Annotated in this window: 22 protein-coding genes; 9 read left to right on the top strand and 13 right to left on the bottom strand. The window is 61.3% G+C overall.

Annotated elements, in window-relative coordinates; genetic code table 11:
* Positions 1–390: 390 nt before the first annotated feature.
* Positions 391–1,722: a glutamate/aspartate:proton symporter GltP gene (gltP, locus tag N8H74_RS03285; protein ID WP_217829014.1), complete on the top strand. Its 1,332-nt coding sequence runs from the start codon at positions 391–393 to the stop codon at positions 1,720–1,722.
* A 137-nt stretch (positions 1,723–1,859) separates the two neighbouring features.
* A complete protein-coding gene (locus N8H74_RS03280) occupies positions 1,860–3,089 on the top strand; it encodes a spore maturation protein (protein ID WP_262146185.1) in 1,230 nt (409 codons plus the stop codon).
* 55 nt (positions 3,090–3,144) lie between these two features.
* Here N8H74_RS03280 and N8H74_RS03275 read toward each other — a convergent pair whose 3' ends face one another.
* The 9 genes from N8H74_RS03275 to N8H74_RS03235 form a co-directional block, all read right to left on the bottom strand.
* Positions 3,145–3,771: an ABC-type transport auxiliary lipoprotein family protein gene (locus N8H74_RS03275; RefSeq protein WP_262146183.1), complete on the bottom strand. Its 627-nt coding sequence runs from the start codon at positions 3,769–3,771 to the stop codon at positions 3,145–3,147.
* Positions 3,768–4,706 (bottom strand): MlaD family protein, encoded by a 939-nt coding sequence (locus N8H74_RS03270; RefSeq protein ID WP_262146181.1) that lies wholly within the window; start codon positions 4,704–4,706, stop codon positions 3,768–3,770. The genes N8H74_RS03275 and N8H74_RS03270 overlap by 4 nt, the downstream gene beginning before the upstream one ends.
* Before the next feature lies 1 nt (position 4,707).
* Positions 4,708–5,511 (bottom strand): ATP-binding cassette domain-containing protein, encoded by an 804-nt coding sequence (locus tag N8H74_RS03265; protein ID WP_262146180.1) that lies wholly within the window; start codon positions 5,509–5,511, stop codon positions 4,708–4,710.
* Positions 5,508–6,656 (bottom strand): ABC transporter permease, encoded by a 1,149-nt coding sequence (locus N8H74_RS03260; RefSeq protein WP_217829019.1) that lies wholly within the window; start codon positions 6,654–6,656, stop codon positions 5,508–5,510. The genes N8H74_RS03265 and N8H74_RS03260 overlap by 4 nt, the downstream gene beginning before the upstream one ends.
* A gap of 55 nt (positions 6,657–6,711) precedes the next feature.
* On the bottom strand, positions 6,712–7,740 hold the full coding sequence (locus N8H74_RS03255; protein WP_262146178.1) for a DUF2914 domain-containing protein: 1,029 nt from the start codon (positions 7,738–7,740) through the stop codon (positions 6,712–6,714).
* Between the two features lie 106 nt (positions 7,741–7,846).
* Positions 7,847–9,238 carry an insulinase family protein gene (locus N8H74_RS03250; RefSeq protein ID WP_262146177.1) on the bottom strand — a complete coding sequence of 464 codons (1,392 nt, stop codon included), beginning with the start codon at positions 9,236–9,238 and terminating at the stop codon, positions 7,847–7,849.
* 160 nt (positions 9,239–9,398) lie between these two features.
* A complete protein-coding gene (locus N8H74_RS03245; RefSeq protein ID WP_262146176.1) occupies positions 9,399–11,057 on the bottom strand; it encodes a Na/Pi cotransporter family protein in 1,659 nt (552 codons plus the stop codon).
* 290 nt (positions 11,058–11,347) lie between these two features.
* The gene (locus tag N8H74_RS03240) at positions 11,348–12,118 is read right to left on the bottom strand and encodes a TerC family protein (RefSeq protein ID WP_262146174.1); all 771 of its coding nucleotides are present in this window, start codon (positions 12,116–12,118) and stop codon (positions 11,348–11,350) included.
* Between the two features lie 76 nt (positions 12,119–12,194).
* Positions 12,195–13,502 carry a CitMHS family transporter gene (locus tag N8H74_RS03235; protein ID WP_096822403.1) on the bottom strand — a complete coding sequence of 436 codons (1,308 nt, stop codon included), beginning with the start codon at positions 13,500–13,502 and terminating at the stop codon, positions 12,195–12,197.
* A 413-nt stretch (positions 13,503–13,915) separates the two neighbouring features.
* Here N8H74_RS03235 and N8H74_RS03230 point away from each other — a divergent pair, with 413 nt between their 5' ends.
* The 3 genes from N8H74_RS03230 to N8H74_RS03220 are packed head-to-tail and all read left to right on the top strand — an operon-like array spanning position 13,916 to position 15,849.
* Positions 13,916–14,929 carry an ATP-binding protein gene (locus N8H74_RS03230; RefSeq protein WP_262146172.1) on the top strand — a complete coding sequence of 338 codons (1,014 nt, stop codon included), beginning with the start codon at positions 13,916–13,918 and terminating at the stop codon, positions 14,927–14,929.
* Positions 14,926–15,432 carry a hypothetical protein gene (locus N8H74_RS03225; protein WP_262146171.1) on the top strand — a complete coding sequence of 169 codons (507 nt, stop codon included), beginning with the start codon at positions 14,926–14,928 and terminating at the stop codon, positions 15,430–15,432. The genes N8H74_RS03230 and N8H74_RS03225 overlap by 4 nt, the downstream gene beginning before the upstream one ends.
* A gap of 15 nt (positions 15,433–15,447) precedes the next feature.
* Entirely contained in the window at positions 15,448–15,849 is a 402-nt protein-coding gene (locus tag N8H74_RS03220) for a GFA family protein (protein WP_262146170.1), read from the top strand.
* Between the two features lie 16 nt (positions 15,850–15,865).
* On the opposite strand, the gene N8H74_RS03215 is transcribed toward N8H74_RS03220, so the two are convergent.
* Positions 15,866–16,192 (bottom strand): DOPA 4,5-dioxygenase family protein, encoded by a 327-nt coding sequence (locus tag N8H74_RS03215; protein WP_262146169.1) that lies wholly within the window; start codon positions 16,190–16,192, stop codon positions 15,866–15,868.
* 84 nt (positions 16,193–16,276) lie between these two features.
* Here N8H74_RS03215 and N8H74_RS03210 point away from each other — a divergent pair, with 84 nt between their 5' ends.
* A complete protein-coding gene (locus tag N8H74_RS03210) occupies positions 16,277–16,942 on the top strand; it encodes an NAD(P)H-binding protein (RefSeq protein ID WP_262146167.1) in 666 nt (221 codons plus the stop codon).
* Positions 16,943–16,949: 7 nt separating this feature from the next.
* On the opposite strand, the gene N8H74_RS03205 is transcribed toward N8H74_RS03210, so the two are convergent.
* Positions 16,950–17,900, bottom strand: coding sequence for a LysR family transcriptional regulator (locus tag N8H74_RS03205; protein WP_217829028.1), 951 nt, complete (start codon positions 17,898–17,900; stop codon positions 16,950–16,952).
* A 114-nt stretch (positions 17,901–18,014) separates the two neighbouring features.
* On the opposite strand from N8H74_RS03205, the gene betC reads away from it, so the two are divergent.
* From betC to N8H74_RS03190, 3 genes are all read left to right on the top strand, one after another.
* Complete coding sequence (gene betC / locus N8H74_RS03200) at positions 18,015–19,529, top strand: choline-sulfatase (RefSeq protein ID WP_262146165.1); 1,515 nt, start codon at positions 18,015–18,017, stop codon at positions 19,527–19,529.
* A gap of 16 nt (positions 19,530–19,545) precedes the next feature.
* The gene (gene choX, locus N8H74_RS03195) at positions 19,546–20,463 is read left to right on the top strand and encodes a choline ABC transporter substrate-binding protein (protein WP_217829030.1); all 918 of its coding nucleotides are present in this window, start codon (positions 19,546–19,548) and stop codon (positions 20,461–20,463) included.
* Between the two features lie 211 nt (positions 20,464–20,674).
* A complete protein-coding gene (locus tag N8H74_RS03190; RefSeq protein ID WP_262146164.1) occupies positions 20,675–22,243 on the top strand; it encodes a SulP family inorganic anion transporter in 1,569 nt (522 codons plus the stop codon).
* 92 nt (positions 22,244–22,335) lie between these two features.
* Here N8H74_RS03190 and aroE read toward each other — a convergent pair whose 3' ends face one another.
* Both aroE and hemF read right to left on the bottom strand, forming a co-directional pair.
* Positions 22,336–23,157, bottom strand: a complete 822-nt coding sequence (gene aroE, locus N8H74_RS03185; RefSeq protein ID WP_262146163.1) for a shikimate dehydrogenase — start codon at positions 23,155–23,157, stop codon at positions 22,336–22,338.
* Between the two features lie 13 nt (positions 23,158–23,170).
* Complete coding sequence (hemF, locus tag N8H74_RS03180; protein ID WP_262146161.1) at positions 23,171–24,085, bottom strand: oxygen-dependent coproporphyrinogen oxidase; 915 nt, start codon at positions 24,083–24,085, stop codon at positions 23,171–23,173.
* Positions 24,086–24,151: the final 66 nt, after the last annotated feature.

The following is a 24,151-nucleotide window of genomic DNA, read 5'->3' as shown; positions in this document are numbered from 1 at the left end:
AGAAAGCAGCGAATTAATGGCTCGGACTTTTTGTCTCTGAACGTGGGCTTTTTCCGAAATTTCCGACGAAATTCTGCTGATCAAAAAACATCCGGACTACGCTGGAATGGCCGGTTCACGGCACTTATGCCTGCCGAAATGTCGTATTCGAACCGGTTGGGACGCCAGTTTCATTTGAAAAATCTCATGCCGATTCGGCATAGGGTAGGCGTTTACGGCATTAGACGTCGCAACCCCGCATCGGAATAGTTGCGCCTTTTTTCGCCTGCCGGAGAGCGCAAATACGCGCTTCGGGGGCACCTTATACGGAGGCAGATGCACAGACTTTTCCGCCAAGAGCGTTCCAGTTCCTGCATGTGCCTGAGTCAAACGCAAGTAAGGGTAAAGATAATGAAGAAGGCAAAGCTTAGCCTCGCCTGGCAGATCCTCATCGGTCTGGTATTGGGGATTGCAATCGGTGCGTTGCTCAACCACTTCAGTGCCGAGAAGGCGTGGTGGATCAGCAACGTCCTGCAACCGGCAGGCGATATCTTTATCCGTCTGATCAAGATGATCGTGATCCCGATCGTCATCTCGTCCCTGATCGTCGGCATCGCCGGTGTGGGCGACGCCAAGAAACTCGGGCGCATTGGCCTGAAGACCATCATCTACTTCGAAATCGTCACCACCATCGCCATCATCGTCGGTCTGTTGCTGGCCAACCTGTTCCATCCGGGTGCCGGCATCGACATGAGCACCCTGGGCACCGTGGACATCTCCAAGTACCAGGCCACCGCTGCCGAAGTACAGCATGAACACGCGTTCATCGAGACCATCCTCAACCTGATTCCATCGAACATCTTCGCGGCCATGGCCCGTGGCGAGATGCTGCCGATCATCTTCTTCTCCGTGCTGTTCGGCCTCGGTCTGTCGAGCCTGCAATCGGACCTGCGCGAGCCTCTGGTGAAGATGTTCCAGGGCGTTTCGGAAAGCATGTTCAAAGTCACCCACATGATCATGAACTACGCCCCGATCGGCGTATTCGCACTGATCGCGGTGACCGTCGCCAACTTCGGCTTCGCTTCGCTGCTGCCGCTGGCCAAACTGGTGATCCTGGTTTACGTCGCCATCGCCTTCTTCGCCTTCGTGGTGCTGGGCCTCATCGCCCGCCTCTTTGGCTTCTCGGTGATCAAGCTGATGCGCATCTTCAAGGATGAGCTGGTGCTGGCCTACTCCACCGCTTCGTCCGAAACCGTGCTGCCGCGCGTGATCGAGAAGATGGAAGCCTACGGCGCACCGAAAGCCATCTGCAGCTTCGTGGTGCCGACCGGTTACTCGTTCAACCTCGACGGTTCGACCCTGTACCAGAGCATCGCGGCCATCTTCATCGCTCAGCTGTACGGCATCGACCTGTCGATCAGCCAGCAACTGCTGCTGGTCCTGACCCTGATGGTCACCTCCAAAGGCATCGCCGGCGTACCGGGCGTGTCCTTCGTGGTGCTGCTGGCGACCCTGGGCAGCGTCGGTATTCCGCTGGAAGGCCTGGCGTTCATCGCCGGTGTCGACCGCATCATGGACATGGCACGTACCGCCCTGAACGTGATCGGCAACGCCCTCGCCGTGCTGGTCATCGCACGTTGGGAAGGCATGTACGACGACGCCAAGGGCCAGCGCTACTGGAACTCCCTGCCGCACTGGCGCAGCAAGGAAAAGCTGCCGGCAGGTGAAACCTCCCGCAACTGATCCGAACCTGTCGGAGCGGGCAAGCCTGCTCCCACAAGGTCGCGACAGGCCTCACACACAAACCCCGGAGCAATCCGGGGTTTGTCGTTTCTGGCAGCCCCGCTATCATTCGCCGCATCTTCCGGGGGATTTGACTGATGCTTAATGGCCTGTGGCTTGGCTTCTTCATCGTGGCAGCCGTATCGGCGCTGGCGCAGTGGCTGGTCGGCGGCAACGCCGGGATTTTCGCGGCGATGGTGGAAAGCATTTTTGCCATGGCCAAGCTGTCGGTCGAGGTCATGGTGCTGCTGTTCGGCACGCTGACCCTGTGGCTGGGCTTCCTGCGCATTGCCGAGAAGGCCGGCATCGTCGAATGGCTGGCGAAAGTGCTCGGACCGCTGTTTCTGCGACTGATGCCGGAAGTGCCGCCCGGTCACCCGGCGCTCGGTCTGATCACCCTGAACTTCGCCGCCAACGGCCTCGGCCTCGATAACGCCGCCACGCCCATCGGCCTCAAGGCCATGAAAGCGCTGCAGGAACTCAACCCCAGTGCCACCGTCGCCAGCAACGCGCAGATCCTGTTCCTGGTGCTCAACGCGTCGTCGCTGACCCTGCTGCCGGTGACGATCTTCATGTACCGCGCCCAGCAAGGCGCGCCGGATCCGACCCTGGTGTTCCTGCCGATCCTGCTGGCGACCAGTTGCTCGACCATCGTTGGCTTCCTGTCCGTGGCGTTCATGCAGCGCCTGCGCATCTGGGACCCGGTGGTGCTGGCCTATCTGGTGCCCGGCGCATTGATTCTCGGCGGCTTCATGGCGCTGCTGGCGACCCTGTCGGCGACGGCGCTGGCGAGCCTGTCGTCGATCCTCGGCAACCTGACGCTGTTCGGTCTGATCATGCTGTTCCTGATCATCGGCGCGTTACGCAAGGTGAAGGTCTACGAGGCATTCGTCGAGGGCGCCAAAGAAGGCTTCGACGTCGCCAAGAACCTGCTGCCGTATCTGGTGGCGATGCTCTGCGCAATCGGCGTGCTGCGCGCTTCCGGGGCGCTGGATTTCGGCCTCGACGGCATCCGTCATCTGGTCGAGTGGGCCGGTTGGGACACGCGCTTCGTCGACGCGCTGCCGACCGCGATGGTCAAGCCGTTCTCCGGCAGTGCCGCCCGGGCGATGCTGATCGAGACCATGAAGACCTCGGGCGTGGACAGCTTCCCGGCGCTGGTCGCGGCGACGATCCAGGGCAGCACCGAGACCACGTTCTACGTGCTGGCGGTGTACTTCGGCGCGGTGGGGATCCAGCGCGCGCGGCACGCGGTGGGTTGCGCATTGCTCGCGGAACTGGCCGGCGTGCTGGGCGCCATCGGCGTCTGCTACTGGTTCTTCGGCTAAACCAAAAACCTCCGTGGGAGCGGGCAAGCCCACTCCCACAAGGATTAGGGTTAAATCAGGGCTTCACGGCGGGCGAGGCTTTTTGCCCTTGCTCGACCGCCCACGCCACGACCTTCGCGGTCAGCCGGTCACTGGCCTGACCAAACCCGGCGACCACCGCCGGCACCTTGACGTCGCTCAGCGGCTGACGCTCTTCGAAGCGGCGGCTGGCGAGGATGCGCTGGTCATAGCCGCGCACCAGCAACACATCGAGACGCACCACGACGCTGGCCTGACTGCCCTGATATTCGGTCTGGAACGCCTGCAAGCTGCCGCCCAGCTCCAGATCCGCCTGGAAGTTGCTGTCATCGGTGCTCAGCAGCGTCACCCGGCCGTCACGCTGAAAGCCGTCCAGCAGTCGATTGCGCACCAGCACCGGCGCCGGATCGCTCCAGCGCGAGGCCTTGTAGCTGCTGATCACATCACCTTGCGGGATCACCGCGATGCTCGGTCGGTTCAACGCTTCGCCGGCCTGCAATTTGTTCAGCCGCAGCGACCAGTGTTGCGTCGCCGAACCGGCCGACGCAGGAGCCTGGGCCGCCGGCAAACGGTAGACATCCGACGGCACCGACTCGGGCAGGATCGAGCACGCACCGAGCACCGTGCCGATCAGGGTCAGGAGGGCGAGACGGGTCAGCTTCATGGCGTGAATTCCTTGTTCTTGTCACGGCCCAGCAGGTAGCCGCTGGGGTTGGCCTCAAGGCGTTGGGAAATGGCCCGCAGCGAGTTCAGGGTTTCGCGCAGTTCGCGCACGGCCGGGGCCAGGCCGTTGAGACCTTGCATGCCGCTGTCGAGGGACGTCTGGTTCTTGCTCAGCAGCTCATTAATGGTGGCGCTGCTTTGTTCCAGGGATTTCATGGCCTGGCTGGCGCTGCCGAGGGCCTGCTTGCCTTGATCGTTGAGCAGGCCGTTGGCGTTGCGCATCAGCGCCGAGGTCTGTTCGAGCATGTTGCCGGCCTGTTTGCCGACGCTCGTCAGTTGCTGCATGGCCTGACGCAGATCGCCGCGCTGATCGTTGATCGCACCGGTGGTCTGTTCGAGGTGAGCGAGGGTATTGCTGATGCGCTCGACGTTGTCCGCCGAAAACATCTGGTTGGCGTTGTGCAACAGCACGTTGATGCTGCTCATCAGGTCGCTGCTGTCGGTGAGCAGGCGGGCGATGGGCGAGGGCGCAGCGATCAGCGTCGGCAGGTTGCCGTCGTGCCCCTTGAGCTTCGGACTCTGCGGCGTACCGCCACTGAGCTGGATGATCGAGGTGCCGGTGATCCCGGTCAGCGCCAGTTTCGCCTCGGTGTCTTCCTTGATCGGTGTGTCGCCGCCCAGGCGAATCCGCGCCAGCACCCGACGCGGGTCCTGCGGGTCGAGACGCAGGCTGACCACGTCGCCGACCTTGATCCCGCTGTACTGCACCGGACTGCCCTTGGACAGACCGCTGACCGCCTCGTTGAACACCACTTCGTAATCCTTGAACTCGGTGTCGACGCTGGACTTGGCCAGCCACAGACCGAAGAGCAGGGCGCCGGCCACCACTATCACGGTGAACAGGCCGATCAACACATGATGGGCTCGGGTTTCCATGTCAGACCTCGTTGAGCAATTTGGCGGCGTCCAGCGCCGAGCGGCCGCGAGGGCCGTGGAAGTATTCGTGAATCCATGCGTCGTCGGTTTCCGAGACCACGTCGATCGGCCCGGCCACCAGCACTTTCTTCTGCGCCAGCACCGCCACCCGGTCGGTGATGGTGTAGAGCGTGTCGAGGTCGTGGGTCACCAGAAACACGCTCAGGCCCAGCGCATCGCGCAGGGTCAGAATCAATTGATCGAACGCCGCCGCGCCGATCGGATCGAGGCCGGCGGTGGGTTCATCGAGAAACAGGATGTCCGGGTCCAGCGCCAACGCCCGGGCCAGCGCCGCGCGCTTGATCATGCCGCCGGAGAGGGACGCCGGGTATTTGTCCGCCGCCGACAGCGGCAGCCCGGCCAGCGCCAGTTTCACCGCCGCCAGATGCTCGGCGTCGTTGCGGCTCAGGCCGGCATGTTCGATCAGGGGCAGGGCGACGTTCTCGGTGACGGTCAGCGAAGAGAACAACGCGCCTTTCTGAAACAGCACGCCGAAACGCCGCTCGATCAGTGAGCGTTCGTGTTCGGGCAGGCTCGGCAGGTTTTGGCCGAACACCTTGACCACGCCCTCGCTGGGCTGACGCAGACCGACGATGCTGCGCAGCAGCACCGATTTGCCGCTGCCGGAACCGCCGACCACGGCAAGGATTTCGCCTTTGTACAGATCCATGTCGAGGTTCTCGTGCACGCTCTGGCGCCCGAAGCGGTTGCACAGGCCACGAACTTCGATCACCGCCTCGGACGGCGCGCGGGGTAGACGACTCACCAGCCCATCTCCATGAAGAACAACGCGGCCACCGCATCGAACACGATCACCACGAAAATCGACTGCACCACGCTCGACGTGGTGTGAGCACCCACTGATTCGGCGCTGCCGCTGACCTTGAAGCCTTCCAGGCAGCCAATCGCCGCAATCAGAAACGCAAAGATCGGCGCCTTCACCAGCCCGACCAGAAAATGCTGGATACCGATGTCGGTTTGCAGCAACGAGAGGAACATCGCCGGAGAAATCCCCAGCGACACCGCACAAACCACCCCACCGCCGACGATCCCGCAGACCATCGCCAGAAAGGTCAGCATCGGCAACGCCACCAGCAACGCCAGCACACGCGGCACCACCAGCAGCTCCATCGGATCGAGGCCGAGGGTGCGGATCGCGTCGATCTCTTCGTTGGCCTTCATCGAGCCGATCTGCGCGGTGAACGCACTGGCGGTGCGCCCGGCCATCAGGATCGCGGTGAGCAACACACCGAACTCCCGCAGGAAGGCGAAACCCACGAGGTCGACGGTAAAGATGCTCGCGCCGAAACTGGCGAGCACCGTAGCACCAAGAAACGCCACCACGGCGCCGACCAGGAAAGTCAGCAGGGCAACGATCGGCGCGGCGTCGAGACCGGTCTGTTCGATGTGCGCGATCATCGGTGTGATCCGCCAGCGCTTGGGCCGGAACAGGCCTCGGGCCAGGGTTTCGAGAATCAGCCCGACGAAGCCGAGCAGTTGCAGGGTGTCTTGCCAGACCGTGTCGACGGCGCGACCGATGCGGGTCAGCAGTTGCACGCTGACGCTGATTTCCGGCTCCTTGATCGGTACGCAGAAATCGGTGAGCGAGCGATACACGGTTTGCAGCAGCGCGCGGTCGGCGGCGGACAAGGTGCAATCGGGGTGTTCGGCGGACATGCCCAGACGCTCGGAACCGAGCAGTTCCACCAGCAGCGAGGCGCCAGCGGTGTCGAGGGCGCCGAGGCCATTGAGGTCGATAGGGGTGTTGGCGTCGTACTGGCCGTGGAGCTTTTCGCTCAGGAGCTTGAGGTCGGCGTAATGAGCAAGCGTCCAGTCCCCCGTGACCCGCAGGCGGGCAGGGCTGAGCGACGTGTCCAGTTGGGCATTACCGGTCATCGAGCGGCTGGTCATAAGCTCCGTGCTTGTTCGGCTGTTTACGCGAAGCTACGTAATAGCACGAACCCGGTTACTTTTCTTTGCTCGGTGTGCTGTCCGTGACGTTGAAGCGCAGCACGCCGATCAACTGGTCGTCTTCGGTCAGGACCCGCACCTGCCATTTGCCCACCGGATTGCCGGGGAAATTCTGCTTGTGCGTCCACGCCCGGTAGCCTTCCTTGCGCCCGCCATGAATATCGAGGGCGATGCGGTCGACCTCTTTGCCGTTGAACTGCCAGACATGATAGATCCGCTCATCCAGCCCGCGCGGCGCATTGATCGCGGTGTAGGCGTAGAGACCGCCGTTGCGGATCTGCTCGGCGCTGACCTCTTCGAGGCTGGCGCCGGGGGTGCGATCCTGCACCTGGGTGCTGATCGCCACGTCGGTCATCCACAGCGTTGCCGGTGGCACCCAGGAACGCAGCACCCAGCCCACGCCGCCGATACCGACGGTGATGCTGAGAATCGCCAGCGCATTGCGCACGGTGCGGATCGGGAAGATCGACGCCAGGCTCGGGAACGACAGCACCACGGAAATTCCCAATGCCCACTTGAAGCTCTGCGAAGTGGTCAGGTGCATGATCACCGGCAACGCGGTGAGCAGGGCGGCGAACAGGGTCAGGGTGTGCAGCGCGAGAAACGCCCAGCGGCGCGGCGCCAGCCACTTGTAGTAGAGCGGGTCGACAATCGAAATCAGCGCCGCGACGCCGAGCAGCCCGGTGAACAACAACTGGCCGCTGTTCCAGGTGGTGGTGATGAAGAAGAACGGCAGGACGAAAAACAGGCTTTCCTGGTGAATCATCTGCGTCGCGTAGCGCAACAGCGGCTGGGGAATTTCCCGTTTGAAGACCCGCGTGAACAGTTGGGTCAGGCTGTTTTCCAGCATCAGCCAGATCCAGCTCAACAGCATGATCGTGGTGATCCAGCTCGCCAGCCCCTGCTGCCGGTCGACCAGGATGAAACTGCCGACCCCGGAGATGAAACCACCAAGCGCAATGACCCCGGGATAGCGCTTCATCAGTTCGAGAATGCGCTGGATCAGAAGGGTCAGTCTGGACATTTGGGCGGTTCACGACGTCATAGGAAAAAACCCCGACAGGGTAACGTCCGCGAGCGCTTGTGGCGAGGTTCGCGGTCAGTAAAAACACACTGAAGCCCTGTTGGATTCAGTGCCTGGCCGAAGATTTGCGGCGGTGCAGACGCCAGCCGAGCAACGTCAGCAGCACAATTCCCAGGCCACCGACCACCAGCCACACCACCTGATCATCACTGAGCAGCGGCTTCTCGATCCGCAGATAGCCCGGTTGCAGCAACAGTTCGCGCATGGCCTTGTTCGCCGCGTCCAGCGTCACCCCTTGCAGCTCCCGGGCGGGGTCGGCGAAGCGGCCGTCTTCGTAGTCGCCCAGCGCGCTCCAGTAGTAGTCGGCCATCGCGCTGTTGCCCTGCACGGCCCAGGCCTGATGGGCGATGGCGGCTTGCTTGAGGCGGGCGAAGGTTTCGGGGTCAAGGCCGTTTTTCAGCAGTTCAGCCTTCAAGTCGTCGAGCACTTGCCTGGCTTCGTCGATGTCATTGCGATCCAGATCGGCGTTCAGGCTCATGAAACCGACGCCACCGAACACCTCGCGTTCGGCCCATGGCCCGTAGGACAAGCCGTGTTCCAGGCGCAATTGGCGATAGAGCGCCCATTCCAGGTACTCCTTGAGCAGATCGAAGGTTTCGTCGTACTGATCGTCCAGCACCGGCTCGGGCACCAGCCAGTGCAGCTTGGCGCTGTCGCCAATGAAGCCGCGCATCAGTGTGCGTTCATGGGCGGCGCTGGTGCGGATGTCCGGCAACGGCCGGTGTTCGCTGGGGTCAACGGCCTGGAGCGCGCCCCAGGTGCGTTCCAGATAGGCCGGCAGCAGTTTGTCGAGCTCACCGACGACGATCAGGGTCATGTTGTTCGGCGCATACCAGGCCTTGCGCACCTTCTCCAGTTGTTGCTGGGTCAGTTTGTCGACCTCAGCCCGCTGCGGGCATTTCAGGCCCAGCTCGACCGCCAGTTGATTGCTCGCGCTGTGGCCCAGGTCCTGGCGGTCGAGGAAGCGTTGCAGACGCGTGTAATGTCCGCCGTCCTCGCGCTCGACCACGCGTTTGGCGGCGTTGATCGCGTTGTCGTCGATGCGGGTCTGGGTCAGCAGATCGAGCAACAGATCGAGGACCTTGCGCTGGTTTTTCGCCGGGGCTTCGATGACGAACGTGGTGTCGGCGTTGCTGGTGAAGGCGTTCCAGTCGCCGCCCAGCGCCTGCATGCGCTCCTCCAGACCGCCTTCGCCGGTGGCATCGATGCCGCTGAACAGCAGGTGCTCGAGCAGGTGCGGCAGCTCTTTCTCATCGCAATCGAAGTCATCGAGACCTACGCCGACCACCAGCCGGATCGCCACATGTCCACGCTCGGTGCCGGGCTTGAGCAACAGTTGCAGGCCATTGGGCAGGGCATAGCCTTCGACCTGAAAACGATCCAGGGCGAAGGAGGGCAGAGAACCGAGCAACAGACAAGCGAACAGCAGGCAACGCATAACAGGCTTCCATACGGCTGATTTGGAGATCCGTGTCGTCAGTCAGACCGCCTTCGCGGGCAAGCCCGCTCCCGTTGGTAAACCTGTGGGAGCGGGCTTGCCCGCGAAAACGGCCCCGAGGATGAACTCTGTGTTACTGACTAACCGCAGTGCCAGACGTTCAAGGCGAATGCGTGATATCCGTCATATCGTCCACCGCCAGCGCTCCGGTATCGGAGGTTTCCAGTACCACATAGGCGCTGCCGCAGAACAGTGAATTCAGGCGTTTCATGTCGGCAATCAGCTCCAGATGCAGCGAACTGGTTTCAATACTCTGCACGATCTTGCGTTGCAGACGGCTGACATGGGCGTGAGCCAAGCGGCGTTCCTGGGCGCGAAAGCGGCGCTTCTCGCGCAGCAACTGACGGGCGCTTTCCTTGTCGCCACTGAGAAATACCGACAGCCCCAGCCGCAGGTTGGCGATCAACTGCCCCTGCAACCCGGCCAGCTCCTCCAGCCCGTCCTCGGAAAACGAACGGCGTTGCGAGGTTTTCTGCTGCTGGATTTTGCGCAGCATGCGTTCGATCAGATCGCTGGCGAGTTTGAGGTTGATCGCCAGTTCGATGATCTCGGCCCAGCGCCGGCTGTCCTGATCGCCGAGATCCTCCCGGGGCATCTGCGCCAGGTACAGCTTGATCGCGCTGTACAACGCCTCGACATCATCGGTCAGGCGGCGCATTTCCTGGGTCACCGCCGTCTGCTTGCCGTGCAGCACATCGCGGGTGGCGTCGAGCATGTTGTCGATCAGATCGCCCATGCGCAGGGTTTCCCGGGCCGCGTTGGCCAGCGCCAGACTCGGCGTGGCCAGGGCGGTCGGATCGAGATGGCGCGGTTTGGCGGTGCCGTTGACCTCCGGACGTTCCGGCAGCAGCCATGCGCATAGCCGCGCCATCGGCCCGACACTCGGCAACAGAATCAGGCAGCGGGTGGTGTTGTAGAGCAGGTGGAAGCCGATGACCATTTCCTGCGGACTGAAATCCAGACTGTCGAGCCAGTGTACGAACGGATCGAGCACCGGGATCATCAGCAACAGCCCGATCAGCTTGTACAACAGGCTGCCCAGTGCCACCTGTCGCCCGGCGGCGTTCTGCATGCTGGTGCTCATGAACGCCAGCACGCCGCTGCCGATGTTGGCGCCGATCACCAGACCGATCGCCACCGGCAGGCTGATCACATTGGCCCCGGCCAGGGTCGCGGTGAGCAGCACGGCGGCCAGGCTGGAGTAGGAAATCATCGCGAACAGCGCACCGACGAGAGCGTCGAGCAGGATGTCGCCGGTCAGCGAAGCAAAAATCACCTTCACGCCCTTGGCATGAGTGATCGGCCCGGCGGCCTCGACGATCAATTGCAACGCCAGAATGATCAGCCCCAAGCCGATGGCGACGCGCCCCATCTGCCCGAGCCGCGTCTGTTTGCGCGACAGAAAGAAAATCACCCCGACGAAAATCAGCAGCGGCGACAGCCACGACAGATCGAACGTCAGCACCCGCGCCATCAGCGCCGTACCGACATCGGCACCGAGCATCGTCGCCAGCGCCGGGGTCAACGCCATCAGGCCCTGACCGACGAAAGACGTCACCAGCATGGCCGTGGCGTTGCTGCTCTGCACCATCGCGGTGACCAGAATGCCGGCAATGAAGGCCAGCCAGCGCCTGGACATGTTCTGACCGATCACATGCCGCAGATTGGTGCCGTACACCCGCAGGATGCCGGTCCGGACAATGTGCGTACCCCAGATCAGCAGGGCGACGGCAGACAGCAAATTGAGCAGGGTTAACATGCAGACCCCCTGTATAAGCAGCGCCCCAGAGAGGCAAATTGACGATCCGCGCTATTTCTACGTTCTGTTTCTTAAGCTGTAGTCGGCTAACGGTCTGGACGCCAGCATTGCACAGCTAAAGTGGGGATTGAAACAAATGTGTCACAAAGCCCGAAAAGGCCCCGCCATAAACAACTGTAGGAGCGAGCGTGCTCGCGAAAGCGGTGTAACCCGCCAACATTACTGTCGACTGTCACGCCGTCTTCGCGAGCACGCTCGCTCCTACAGGGTATTGCTCAGGATCTTGAGCGTTACTGCCCCGGAATATCCTTGCGCAGCTTCACCGGATCCTGCTTTTCCTTCTTCTTGCGAGCAATCGCCCCGCGCATCTTGATGTTGATCGCCTCGACTGCCAGCGAGAAGCCCATGGCGAAGTAAACGTAACCCTTCGGCACATGCACATCGAACGACTCAGCAATCAGCACAGTACCGACCACCAGCAGGAACGACAGCGCGAGCATTTTCAACGACGGGTGCTTGTCGATGAATTCGCTGATCTTGCCGGACGCCAGCATCATCACCAGCACCGCCACGACAATCGCTGCAACCATCACCGGAACGTGGGAGACCATGCCGACAGCGGTGATCACCGAGTCCAGCGAGAACACGATGTCGATGATTGCGATCTGAATGATGGTGTAGAGGAAATTGCCGCCCTTGCCCGAAGGCGCGTCGTCGCTTTCGTCTTCGCCTTCCAGCGCGTGGTACATCTCCTGGGAGCTTTTCCACAACAGGAACAGGCCACCGAAGAACAGGATCAGGTCACGTCCGGAAATGCCCTGGCCGAACACTTCGAACAGGTCGGCGGTCAGGCGCATGACCCAGGTGATCGACAGCAGCAACAGAATCCGCGTGATCATGGCCAGGCCAAGACCGAAGATCCGGGTGCGCGCCTGCATGTGTTTGGGCATGCGGCTGACCAGGATCGAAATCATGATGATGTTATCGATACCCAGGACGATTTCCAGGGCGGTCAGCGTGAAGAAGGCAACCCAGATCTCAGGGTTGGTCAGCCATTCCATGTGTATTCCTTTGAGCGTTTGTCAAACCACGACGCCAGCAATCAGCTGGCGGCGCGGTCGTTTGATGTCGTTACAGTTACAGCGTGCTGAACAGCGGGAAAGTCCCCAACAGCAAAGCTGCAACCAGTATGCACAGGCAGACCAGCACTGCCCACTTCAGGGTGAAACGCTGGTGGTCGCCGAACTCGATCCCGGCCAGTGCAACCAGCAGGTAAGTCGACGGCACCAGTGGACTCAGCAGGTGGACGGGCTGACCGACGATCGAGGCACGCGCCATTTCCACCGCCGTGATGCCGTAATGGCTGGCCGCTTCGGAGAGCACTGGCAACACGCCGTAGTAAAACGCGTCGTTCGACATGAAGAAGGTGAACGGCATGCTCACCAGCGCCGTGATCACCGCCAGGTACGGGCCGAGGAAATCCGGAATCACCGCCAGCAGGCTTTTCGACATGGCATCGACCATGCCGGTGCCCGACAGGATACCGGTGAAGATACCCGCCGCGAAAATCAGACTGACCACCGACAGCACGCTGCCGGCATGCGCCGCCACCCGATCCTTCTGCTGTTGCAGGCAAGGATAGTTGACGATCATGGCAATACTGAACGCCACCATGAACAGCACCGGCAGCGGCAGCAGGCCGGCGATCAGGGTGCACATCAGCGCCAGGGTCAGCAGGCCGTTGAACCAGATCAGCTTCGGACGGCGGGCATCGGGGAACTGCGACACGCTGATTTCACTGTGATCGATCTCGTCGCCGATCAGATGCAGCTCACCCAGACGCGCACGCTCACGCTTGCCGTAGAAGTAGGCGATGATCAGGATCGCCACCACACCGGCAGCCATGGCCGGGATCATCGGCACGAAGATGTCCGACGGATCGACATGCAGCGCACTGGCGGCACGGGCGGTCGGACCACCCCATGGGGTCATGTTCATCACGCCACCGGCGAGGATGATCAGACCGGCCATGATGCGCGGGCTCATGCCGATGCGGCTGTACAGCGGCAGCATGGCGGCCACGCAGATCATGTAAGTGGTCGCGCCGTCACCATCGAGGGAAACGACGAGCGCCAGTACGGCGGTGCCGACCGAAACTTTCAACGGGTCGCCCTTGACCAGTTTGAGGATCTTGCGCACGGCCGGGTCGAACAGGCCGGAGTCGATCATCAGGGCGAAATAGAGAATCGCGAACATCAGCATCACGCCGGTCGGCGCCAGCTTGGTGATGCCTTCGAGCATCATCGGGCCGATCTTCGGCGCAAAACCGCCGAACAGGGCAAACAGGATCGGGATGATGATCAGGGCGATCAGCGCGGACAGGCGCTTGGTCATGATCAGGAACATGAACGTGATGACCATGGCGAAGCCAAGGAAAGTCAGCATGGGAATACTCCAGGCGTAGCGCGGCTAGGGAATGAGCGGATCGGACGGATCAGCGCAGAACGGGAAGCACGAGACGTACGGGCGGAGTGACAGCGAAGAGGCGGGTTGCAGAGGACATCAGAATCACCATTGTTGTTGTTAATTGGGCCGGATGAGCGATGAATCACACACGTTGGCCAACCGGTCTGTTGCCGGCAGTGGGGGCGATCCTAATCGGGCAAGCTTTCAGCCAGCTTTCGTTGGTGAAAGCTCTGACAAGAGGTCGGAACTGTTTCCCGCAAAAACCAACTCCATGGGGAGCTGAATCGTAAGACGCTTCCGCAGTTTCTGAAGGGCTGCGTTCCCTGCTGTATGGACGAGAATCGCAGTGCTAGGCTAGCGCCCACTGCAAAGTTTGAGAGGAGCTCCAACCAATGCTCAAAAGCGTTGAATTAGACAATTTCGGCCCATTACAGAAAGTCCGTTGGGCCAAACTCTCAAATTTGAATCTGATCATCGGAGCAAACAGCAGCGGCAAGACATTCTTGCTGAAGGCGCTGTATTGCACGATGCGAACACTCGAAGAGTATCAACGTGGAAATGAGCAGCGGTCAGCCGCAGAAATTCTCACCGACAAGCTTTACTGGACATTCCAGGCTGACAAGATTGGCGATCTGGTAACAAAAAGTGCAGATAGTCCGTTGTCATGCAGGGTCAATGTCGATTCGCGCGAGTTTCGTTATGGTTTCGGCAAGGACACAACCAAAAATATCGCCTCTCTGGAAAATCACGTACCTCCACGCGGCAGCAATTCGATCTTCCTTCCTCCCAAGGAAGTGCTTTCACTGCAGCACATCATTTTGAAAAGTCGTGATGTCGATAAAGACTTCGGATTCGATGACACCTATTACGATTTGGCAAAAGCTCTGCGTCTGCTGCCAACAAAAGGCAGAAATCACGCTCATTTCGCCAAGGCTCGGGAGAACCTGGAAGAGATGTTCGGCGGCAAAGTAGAGTTCGATAGTCGAGCCAATCGCTGGCAATTCAAGAAAGGCAATCAGAAATTCCAGATTGGTTCTACGGCCGAAGGCATCAAAAAAATTGCCATTCTCGACACCTTGCTGGGCAATCGGTATCTGACAAAAGACTCCATGGTATTCATCGACGAGCCAGAGTCTGCTTTGCATCCGACTGCGATCACCAAGCTGATTGACATCATCGTGTCCCTTGCAGAGAGTGGAATTCAGTTCTTCGTCGCCAGTCACTCTTACTTTGTGATTAAAGCGCTGTATATCGCAGCCCAAAAACAGAACATGTCCATTCCAGTGCTTTCATCGGTCGACGGAGAGTGGAAAAGTGATGACCTGCTCAAAGGCATGCCGGACAACCCCATCGTCGATGAATCAATCCGCCTCTACGAAGAAGAAGTGGAGCTGGCTCTGGGATGACTATTTCAATCGAAGAATCAGGGATGATTTTTGGGCCATTTCCTGAAGAAAAACTTTTCCCAATCGAAACCAGCCCACTTTCGAAAAGATTGGGAGAAGGGATCAAGGTCACTGAGTTTGTTTTACTGCGAGATCTTCCGGGCAGACCGGTCGAAGCCTGGTTTATAGAGGCAAAATCAAGCGCTCCCCGGCAGACCGCCAACTTCGTGGAAGAAATCCGGCAGAAATTCACAAACTCCGTGCAACTGACACTAGCCTCGTGTCTCAGGCGCCACGACCACAGTGAAGAACTCCTTCCCGTGGGATTCTTGAACCTTGATCTCGGGAGCTGCGCCCTGAAATGCGTCCTTGTCATCAACAACTTTCCGAAGGAATGGATGGTCGACCTTCAGAGTGCGCTGAACAAGGCGATGAATTCGATGGCAAAGACGCTGGGACTCAAACCTGGATCGACAATCGTCATTAACGATGAAATGGCACGTATGCGGAATCTGATCCGCTAACTAGGTGATCTGACGATGGCTTCATTCCACAGCGGCGGCTGCCATTGCGGACACATCCGCTATCAGTTCAGCGGGGCGTTGCAAGACATCGCCCATTGCCATTGCTCGATCTGTCGGCGGGTCAGCGGCGGGATCGTCACGACCTGGATCACCGTGCCGGCGGCGAATTTCCAATGGCTGGCCGGCACGCCGTCGCGCTATGACTCATCGAGCAGTTGCGCGCGGTTCTTCTGCTCGAACTGCGGCGCGCAACTGGCGCTGGTGACGCTGCTCAGCCCCGAGAGCATCGATCTGACCATCGCCACCCTCGATCATCCGGAACAGGCGCCGGCCGAACGGCATATCTGGACTGACAGCCAGCTACCGTGGCTGCACCTGGACGAGCATTTGCCGGGCGAACCGGAAGAAACCCTGTAGGTTTGCCACAGCCTGCTCAGAAAATAGACAGATCCAGTGGCCGGATTGCGCCCATCCAGATGGCATGTTCGGTGTGGTCGAGCAGGTCATCGCCGGTGTCCGGGTGCAGAAACACCACCAGCCCCGCGCGATTGAGTACCAGCCACGGCAGCACATCGCCAAGCAACTCCGGGCCGAAGGCCAGTTGGCAACTCCAGTCCGGGTGCGGGCCGACCGGGCGCTCGTGAACCCGGCCCATCCGCAATGGAAACAACTGCGCGGCTTGTTCGCACAACGCCCGCGCCTGATCGATAGTGCTCGCATCGTAATAAACGTGGGCGTGATAGCCCTTGATCGTCTGCATCGCAGCCTCGCTGAATCGGTTCGAACCCTCGCCGTTGCCCGCGTGTCACACGCCATACAAGGGATAACAAAAGGGAAATCAGCCATGAAAAATGCCGAAACCCCGGTGGTGAAGGTGGTGCTCTATGGTGCCATGAGCAGCCTGGGCAGTGCGTTGATGGCTGAGCTGCTGCGGCGCCAGCACGAAGTCATCGCGATTCTCGACGATTTGACGGCGCTCGCGCCGCGTCCGGGCCTGCGTACCAAGAGCGGCGATCTGTTCGATGCCGAGCGGGTCAACCAGAGTGTGGCCGGCAGTTCGGCGGTGATCTGCCTGCTCGATGCGCCGGGCTTGCCGTTCAGCAGCGACCATGTGGAAAAAACCGTGGTGCTCGGCCCGGTCGAGCAGGTGCTGGCGGTCGATGCGCTGATCGATGGCCTGCAAGCGGCAGGGGTGTCGCGATTGTTTGTGGTGGGGGATTTCGCCGTACTCGACGAGCCGGACCTTGATGATCGTCTGCAACGCCACGCCGCCGAGGAAGTCCGCGAAGCCCTGCAAAGCAGCCCGCTGCAATGGACCCTGGTGAATGCGCCGCGCGGGGTGGCGGGCCTGACCATCGAGCATTTCAGTCAGGTCGGCGGGACGCTGGAGCCAGGGCTGACGGAACCGCTGGAGCGGCTCAACCGCGTGGCGGTGGGGATCGCCGATGAGCTGCGGCTGAATCTGCATGTGGGTGAGCATGTGAACTTTGTCGCCGCTGGCGGACCTTGAAAACGCTTCACACCGCAATCGACGGCAACGGCAGCCCCGCGAGGGATTCCGCGCTGCTGGCCTGTTCCGCCATCAGCCAGTCGACGAACCGCTGGATCAACGCTCCCCGGCGCTTGCGCTGCGGCAGCACCACGTAATACCCGAGGCGCGACAGAGTGGTTTCGGCAATGGGTCGGCACAGCAAACCCTGGGTCAGCAAGTTATCCACAAGATGCCGCCAGCCGATCGCCACACCCTGGCCGCCGATCGCCGCTTGAATCAGCAAGGTGTAATTGTCAAAACGCAGTTGCCCCGGCGCGGGCGGCGTGGTGATGCCCAACTCGCGGAACACGCCGCTCCAGTCGAACCAGTTGCTACTGTTTTCCCCGCGCAAGTGCAACAGCGGAAACTCCAGCAACGCCTGGGCCGGCAAGGGCAGGGTGCGCTCCTTGAGCAGTAGCGGGCTGCATACCGGGAACACTTCCTCGCTGAACAGCCAATGACTTTCACCCTGTTTGAAGCGCCCGTCGCCAAACAGAATCGCCACGTCGATGTCGGTGCGCAGCATATTGTGATTGCGCTCGCTGGTGACCAGGCTCACATCGACCTGCGGATTGGCCGCGTGAAAGCGCGGTAATCGTGGCATCAGCCAGTAGGCCGCGAAGGCAAAGTCGGTGGCGACCTGCAACACTTCATGCTGCTGTTGTGCGCTGATTGCACTCAATCCTGCGTCGATATTCTGCAAACCGAGGGTAACTTGTTCAAACAGTAGAGAGCCGACCTCGGTCAGTTCGATGCCCCGGTAAATCCGGTCGAACAGCCTCGCACCGAGCTGTTCCTCCAGGCGTTTGATCTGCTGGCTGATCGCCGGCTGCGTGGTGCCAAGCTCCACCGCCGCAGCGGTGAAGCTGCGATGCCGGGCCGCCGCCTCGAAGGCTCGCAGCAGATCCAGCGACAAATCACCAAGAGCTTCATACATAAGCTGTGCTTATCCTAGTCATTGTCCGGCGCGGGCTTTACCGGATAGGGCGTGGAATCCATGCTCGATCGCAGCAATGTCGCATAAATATTCACTATGGAATGCCGCGATCACATGAAGCGCAAGAATATTCTTTTCATCATGGCCGATCAGATGGCCGCGCCAATGTTGCCGTTCTACGGCCCTTCGCCAATCAAACTGCCGAATCTCAGCCGCCTCGCCGCCCAAAGCGTGGTATTCGACGCCGCCTATTGCAACAGCCCGCTGTGTGCGCCGTCGCGTTTCACCCTGGTCAGCGGACAGTTGCCGAGCAAGATCGGCGCTTACGACAACGCCGCCGATTTCCCCGCCGACATTCCGACCTACGCCCACTACCTGCGGCGTCTGGGCTACCGCACCGCGCTGTCGGGCAAGATGCACTTCTGCGGCCCGGATCAACTGCACGGCTACGAAGAACGCCTGACCAGCGACATCTACCCCGCCGACTATGGCTGGGCGGTGAACTGGGACGAACCGGACGTACGCCCGAGCTGGTATCACAACATGTCCTCGGTGTTGCAGGCCGGGCCGTGCGTGCGCACCAATCAGCTCGACTTCGACGAAGAAGTGGTGTTCAAGGCCCAGCAATACCTGTTCGACCACATTCGCGAGGACGGCGACCAGCCGTTCTGCCTGACCGTGTCGATGACCCACCCACACGATCCGTACACGATTCCCAAGGCTTTCTGGGATTTGTACGACGACGCCGATATCCCGCTGCCGACAACCCCGGATCAGCATTCCCTCGACCCGCACTCCCAGCGTCTGCTCAAGGTCTACGACCTGTGGGACAAGCCGCTGCCTGTGGACAAGATTCGCGACGCGCGCCGGGCCTATTTCGGTGCTTGCAGCTATATCGACGCCAACGTCGGCAAACTCCTGCAAACCCTTGAAGACACCGGGCTGATCGAGGACACCATCATCGTCTTCTCCGGCGACCATGGCGACATGCTCGGCGAGCGCGGGCTCTGGTACAAAATGCACTGGTACGAAATGGCCGCGCGGGTGCCGCTGCTGGTCAGCGCGCCGGGCCAGTTCGGCGCACGTCGGGTCAGCGCTGCCGTGTCCACCGCCGATCTGCTGCCGACCTTCGTCGAGCTGGCCGGCGGCACGCTCGAAGCCAGCCTGCCACTCGATGGCCGTTCGCTGATGCCGCACCTGCAAGGGCAGGGCGGGCACGATGAAGTGTTCGGCGAGTACATGGCCGAAGGCACCATCAGCCCGTTGATGATGATTCGGCGCGGTGCCTACAAATTTATCTACAGCGAAAGCGACCCTTGCCTACTCTTCGACGTAGACAACGACCCGCGCGAGCTCGAAGAACTCAGCCAATCGCCGCAACATCGTCAGCTGTTCGACGATTTTCTCGCCGAAGCACGAGCCAAATGGGACATTCCGGCCATTCACCGCGATGTCCTGGAAAGCCAGCGGCGTCGGCGGTTCGTCGCCGAGGCGCTGACCATCGGCAAGCTGAAGAGCTGGGATCACCAGCCGCTGGTGGACGCCAGTCAGCAGTACATGCGCAACCACATCGACCTCGATGACCTGGAGCGCAAAGCACGTTATCCACAACCCTGCCAAAACCAATAATGTTAAGGGGAAGTCCATGCGTAAGTTATCCACAGTACTGACGGCCAGCCTGCTGGCGCTGGGCAGCGTCTCGGCCTTCGCCGATTCGTGCGAGACGGTGAAAATGGCCGATCCGGGCTGGAGCGATATCGCCGCGACGAACGCCATCACCGGGTTTCTGCTGGACGGCATGGGCTACAAGGCCAAGGTCGACACCCTCGCAGTGCCGATCACCTTTGGCGGCTTGAAGGATGGTCAGGTCGATGTCTTCCTCGGCAACTGGATGCCGGCGCAGCAGGGCTTCTACGACAAATTCGTGGCCACCGGCGACGTCACCCAACTGGCGAAGAACCTCGACGGCACCGAGTTCACCCTGGCCGTGCCGGACTACGTGTGGGACGCGGGCGTGCATGACTTTGCCGACCTGAACAAGTTTGCCGACAAGTTCGACAAGAAGATCTACGGCATCGGCTCCGGCGCGCCGGCGAACATCTCGTTGCAGGAAATCATCAAGAAGAACGACTTCGACATGGGGCAGTGGAAGCTGATCGAGTCCAGCGAACAGGCGATGCTTGCCGAAGTCTCGCGGGCGGTGAAGAAGCAGAAGTTCGTCACCTTCCTCGGCTGGACACCGCACCCGATGAACGTGCAGCTGAAAATGCGTTACCTGAAGGGCGGCGAGAAGTATTTCGGCGACACCGGCAGCGTCTATACCCTGACGCGCAAGGGTTACGCCCAGGCGTGTCCGAATGTCGGCAAGTTGCTGACGAACCTGTCGTTCACCCAGGACATGGAGAACAGCATCATGGCCGAGGTGGTGAACAAGAAGGTCAGCAATGCCGAGGCGGTGAAGGCGTGGATCAAGGCGAATCCGGCGGTGCTGGATAAATGGCTGGACGGGGTGAAGACCGTGGATGGCAAGGATGCGTTGGCGGCGGTGAAGGCCAGGCTTTGATCGCGGGGGGATCATTGTCTGCGTTCGACTTTAGATTGGCCCCCTCATCCCAACCCTCTCCCCCAAGGGGGCGAGGGGAAAGGGAGCCGAACGGGGAATCATCAAAATTGAGTTCGACCGGACACCCTGGTCAGTCCCCTCTCCCTTTGGGAGAGGGCTTTTCCCACTGACACCCTGATACTCTTTCACAAACCCCATACCGCGAGGATCCATGGCCCTCCCCAGCCGCCGCTCACTTTTCCCGTTCCTGAACTGGCTGCCCCGGCAGACCCGCGCCAGCGTCGGGCGCGATCTGGTGGTTGGTCTCAGCGGTGCGATTCTCGCGTTACCCCAGTCGATTGCCTACGCCCTGATCGCCGGTCTCCCACCCGAGTATGGGCTCTACGCAGCGATCATTCCGGTGCTGATCGCCTGCCTGTGGGGCTCGTCGTGGCATCTGATCTGTGGGCCGACGGCGGCGATTTCGATTGTGCTGTTCGCCAGCGTCAGTCCACTGGCCATGCCCGCGTCACAGGACTACATCACCCTGATCCTGCTGCTGACCTTTCTCGCCGGGATTTTCCAGTGGCTGCTCGGCCTGTTGCGCTTCGGCGCGCTGGTGAATTTCGTCTCGCATTCGGTAGTGCTGGGGTTCACCCTCGGCGCGGCGGTGGTGATTGCCATCGGCCAGTTACCAAACCTGCTGGGGCTGGATCTCCCCTCGAAAGCCACGGCGCTGGGCAGTGCGATGGATCTGCTCCGTCATCTGGGGGCTGTGGATAAACCCTCCCTGGCCCTCGGCGCCGCGACGGTGGTGGTGGGCGTACTGCTCAAACAGTTGCTGCCGCGCTGGCCAACGCTGTTGATGACGCTGGTGCTCGGCAGTCTGGTGGTGTGGCTGTGGCCGGCGATGTTCGGCCACGTGCATCTGGTCAGCGCCTTCGTCGGGCGGCTGCCGCCGTTCAGCGGGTTGCCGCTGGATCTGGATCTGATCCTGCGGCTGCTGCCCAGCGCTGTGGCGGTGGGCATGCTCGGGCTGGTCACCAGCCTGTCGATTGCCCGCTCGATCGCCGCACGTTCGCAGCAATTGCTCGACGCTAATCAGGAAGTCCGCGCCCAGGGTCTGTCGAACATTGTCGGAGCGTTTTTCTCCGGCTCCCTGTCCGCCGGCTCGTTCACCCGTTCCGGGCTGAGCTACGAGGCCGGCGCCTGTTCGCCGTTGGCCGGGGTGTTTTCGGCGTTGTGGGTGGCGCTGTTCGCGATTTTCGGCGCCGGGCTGATCGCCCATATTCCGATCCCGGCCATGGCCGGCAGCATTCTGCTGATCGCCTGGGGGCTGGTCGACCATCGCGGCATTCGCGCCTTGCTGCGGGTCAGCCGCGCGGAGTTCGTGGTGATGAGCCTGACCTGCGTCGCCACCCTGCTGCTGGAATTGCAGACGGCGATCTACGCCGGGGTGCTGGCGTCGCTGTTTTTCTACCTCAAGCGCACCTCGCAACCTCGGGTGCAGCATTGGCGCGATGGCGACGACGATGTGCTGCGCGTCGGTGGCTCGATCTTTTTCGGCGCCAGCCACTACCTGCAAGTGCGCCTGCAACGCATGCACGGTGCGCGGGTAGTAATCGAGGCGCAGCAGATCAACTTCATCGACTATTCCGGAGTGGAAATGCTCCACCAGGAAGCGCGGCGCCTGCTGCGCCAGGATCGCAGCCTGACCTTGCGCCAGGCGCGACCGCAGGTGGTCGAAGAGCTGAGGAAGCTGGAAGGGCCGGAGAAATGTCCGATCCGGTTTGAGGAGTGATCCGAAAACAGCGTCGCGGCCATTCGCGGGCAAGCCCGCCTCCTACCCAGAGCATCACTGCACCTGTGGGAGCGGGCTTGTCCACGAAGCTTTTAGAGGGCCAGTTGGCGACGTAATTCGGCCAACACCGGCGCGGTATCCGGGCGCACCCCGCGCCACAGGAAAAACGCCTCCGCCGCCTGCTCGGCCAGCATCCCCAGGCCGTCCATCACCACCCCGGCGCCATGCTCGGAGGCCCAGCGACAGAACGCGGTCGGCTCCTTGCCGTACATCATGTCGTAGCACAGGGTCTTGCCCGGCTCGATCAGGCTCGGCGCAATCGGCGGCACGTCGCCAGTCAGGCTGGCGGAGGTGGCGTTGATGATCACGTCCACCGGTTCTTGCAGCCAGTCGTAACCACTGGCCGACACCGGCCCCAGGTCGCAGAACAGCTCAGCCAGCAATTCAGCCTTGTCGACGGTGCGATTGGCGATGATCACCGACGCCGGTTGCTCCGCCAGCAGCGGCTCCAGCGCCCCACGCACCGCGCCACCGGCGCCCAGCAGCAGGATACGTTTGCCGGTCAGGCTGAACCCGGCGTTGACCGTCAGGTCGCGCACCAGTCCGGCGCCATCGGTGTTATCTCCCCGCAGCGTGCCGTCGGCGAGTTTGCTCAAGGTGTTCACCGCACCAGCCCGCTGCGCCCGTGCCGTGAGGCTGTTGGCCAGACGATAGGCGTCTTCTTTGAACGGCACTGTCACGTTGGCGCCGCGCCCCTCGCGGAAAAACGCCTCGGCGCTGCCGGAAAAGTCGTCGAGCGGCGCCAGCAGCGTGCTGTAATCGAGGCGCTGCCCGGTCTGCTCGGCGAACAGCTTGTGAATCATCGGCGACTTGCTGTGGCCGATCGGGTTACCGAAAACGACGTAACGATCCATCACAACTCCTCGTTCAGGCCTGGGCCAGCCAGTCGCGATCCTGCAGGAAATACTCGGTCAGCCGCGCTTCTTCGCTGCCAGGCGTAGCCTTCCAGTCGTAGGCCCAGCGCACTTGCGGCGGCAGCGACATCAGAATCGATTCGGTGCGCCCGCCCGATTGCAGGCCGAACAGCGTGCCACGGTCGTAGACCAGGTTGAACTCGACGTAACGGCCACGGCGAAATTCCTGGAATTCACGCTGTTGGGCGGTGAACGCATCGTTCTTGCGACGCTGCATGATCGGCAGGTAAGCGTCGACGTAGGCATCGCCAATGGCGCGCATGAAGGCGAAACTGGTGTCGAAGTCCCACTCGTTCAGGTCATCGAAGAACAGGCCACCGATACCGCGCGGTTCGTTGCGATGCTTGATGTGGAAATAGGTGTCGCACCAGGCCTTGTAGCGCGGATAGACGTCCGGCCCGAACGGCGCGCAGGCCTGCTCGGCGACACGGTGCCAGTGGATGCAGTCCTCTTCGTTGCCATAGTACGGCGTCAGGTCGAAGCCGCCGCCGAACCACCAGACCGCCTCTTCACCTTCCTTCTCGGCGATGAAAAAGCGCACGTTGGCGTGGGAAGTCGGCACATGCGGGTTGTGCGGATGGATCACCAGCGACACGCCGAGGGCTTCGAAACCGCGCCCGGCCAGTTCCGGACGGTGGGCGCTGGCGGATGGTGGCAGACCGCTGCCATAGACGTGGGAAAAGTTGACGCCGCCCTTTTCGATCACCGCGCCGTTATCGATCACCCGGGTCCGACCGCCACCGCCGGCCGGCCGGGTCCAGGCGTCTTCAACGAAACGCGCGCCGCCGTCTTCGGTTTCCAGCGCGGCGCAGATGCGGTCTTGCAGGTCGAGCAGATAGGCCTTTACGGCGTCGGTGCGGGTCGTCATGGCTTCACCTTGAATCAGGGCATAACTGCGCGGCGCCCCGGGAGCGGGGGGCGGCGCAAATGGGCG

It is taken from the genome of Pseudomonas sp. B2M1-30 (assembly GCF_025447575.1).
Lineage (GTDB): Bacteria > Pseudomonadota > Gammaproteobacteria > Pseudomonadales > Pseudomonadaceae > Aquipseudomonas > Aquipseudomonas botevensis.
Note: the sequence above shows the minus strand (reverse complement) of the source record. Positions and strands in the feature narration are given on the sequence as shown.

What these genes read in the sequence shown, in the direction of transcription:
- N8H74_RS03255 (WP_262146178.1), bottom strand. Translation starts at nt 7,740, where the DNA reads ATGTCCAGACTGACCCTTCTGATCCAGCGCATTCTCGAACTGATGAAG.
- N8H74_RS03280 (WP_262146185.1), top strand. Translation starts at nt 1,860, where the DNA reads ATGCTTAATGGCCTGTGGCTTGGCTTCTTCATCGTGGCAGCCGTATCG.
- N8H74_RS03230 (WP_262146172.1), top strand. Translation starts at nt 13,916, where the DNA reads ATGCTCAAAAGCGTTGAATTAGACAATTTCGGCCCATTACAGAAAGTC.
- aroE (WP_262146163.1), bottom strand. Translation starts at nt 23,157, where the DNA reads ATGGATCGTTACGTCGTTTTCGGTAACCCGATCGGCCACAGCAAGTCG.
- hemF (WP_262146161.1), bottom strand. Translation starts at nt 24,085, where the DNA reads ATGACGACCCGCACCGACGCCGTAAAGGCCTATCTGCTCGACCTGCAA.
- N8H74_RS03210 (WP_262146167.1), top strand. Translation starts at nt 16,277, where the DNA reads ATGAAAAATGCCGAAACCCCGGTGGTGAAGGTGGTGCTCTATGGTGCC.
- gltP (WP_217829014.1), top strand. Translation starts at nt 391, where the DNA reads ATGAAGAAGGCAAAGCTTAGCCTCGCCTGGCAGATCCTCATCGGTCTG.
- N8H74_RS03235 (WP_096822403.1), bottom strand. Translation starts at nt 13,502, where the DNA reads ATGCTGACTTTCCTTGGCTTCGCCATGGTCATCACGTTCATGTTCCTG.
- choX (WP_217829030.1), top strand. Translation starts at nt 19,546, where the DNA reads ATGCGTAAGTTATCCACAGTACTGACGGCCAGCCTGCTGGCGCTGGGC.
- N8H74_RS03270 (WP_262146181.1), bottom strand. Translation starts at nt 4,706, where the DNA reads ATGGAAACCCGAGCCCATCATGTGTTGATCGGCCTGTTCACCGTGATA.
- N8H74_RS03245 (WP_262146176.1), bottom strand. Translation starts at nt 11,057, where the DNA reads ATGTTAACCCTGCTCAATTTGCTGTCTGCCGTCGCCCTGCTGATCTGG.
- N8H74_RS03220 (WP_262146170.1), top strand. Translation starts at nt 15,448, where the DNA reads ATGGCTTCATTCCACAGCGGCGGCTGCCATTGCGGACACATCCGCTAT.
- betC (WP_262146165.1), top strand. Translation starts at nt 18,015, where the DNA reads ATGAAGCGCAAGAATATTCTTTTCATCATGGCCGATCAGATGGCCGCG.
- N8H74_RS03215 (WP_262146169.1), bottom strand. Translation starts at nt 16,192, where the DNA reads ATGCAGACGATCAAGGGCTATCACGCCCACGTTTATTACGATGCGAGC.
- N8H74_RS03275 (WP_262146183.1), bottom strand. Translation starts at nt 3,771, where the DNA reads ATGAAGCTGACCCGTCTCGCCCTCCTGACCCTGATCGGCACGGTGCTC.
- N8H74_RS03225 (WP_262146171.1), top strand. Translation starts at nt 14,926, where the DNA reads ATGACTATTTCAATCGAAGAATCAGGGATGATTTTTGGGCCATTTCCT.
- N8H74_RS03260 (WP_217829019.1), bottom strand. Translation starts at nt 6,656, where the DNA reads ATGACCAGCCGCTCGATGACCGGTAATGCCCAACTGGACACGTCGCTC.
- N8H74_RS03240 (WP_262146174.1), bottom strand. Translation starts at nt 12,118, where the DNA reads ATGGAATGGCTGACCAACCCTGAGATCTGGGTTGCCTTCTTCACGCTG.
- N8H74_RS03205 (WP_217829028.1), bottom strand. Translation starts at nt 17,900, where the DNA reads ATGTATGAAGCTCTTGGTGATTTGTCGCTGGATCTGCTGCGAGCCTTC.
- N8H74_RS03190 (WP_262146164.1), top strand. Translation starts at nt 20,675, where the DNA reads ATGGCCCTCCCCAGCCGCCGCTCACTTTTCCCGTTCCTGAACTGGCTG.
- N8H74_RS03250 (WP_262146177.1), bottom strand. Translation starts at nt 9,238, where the DNA reads ATGCGTTGCCTGCTGTTCGCTTGTCTGTTGCTCGGTTCTCTGCCCTCC.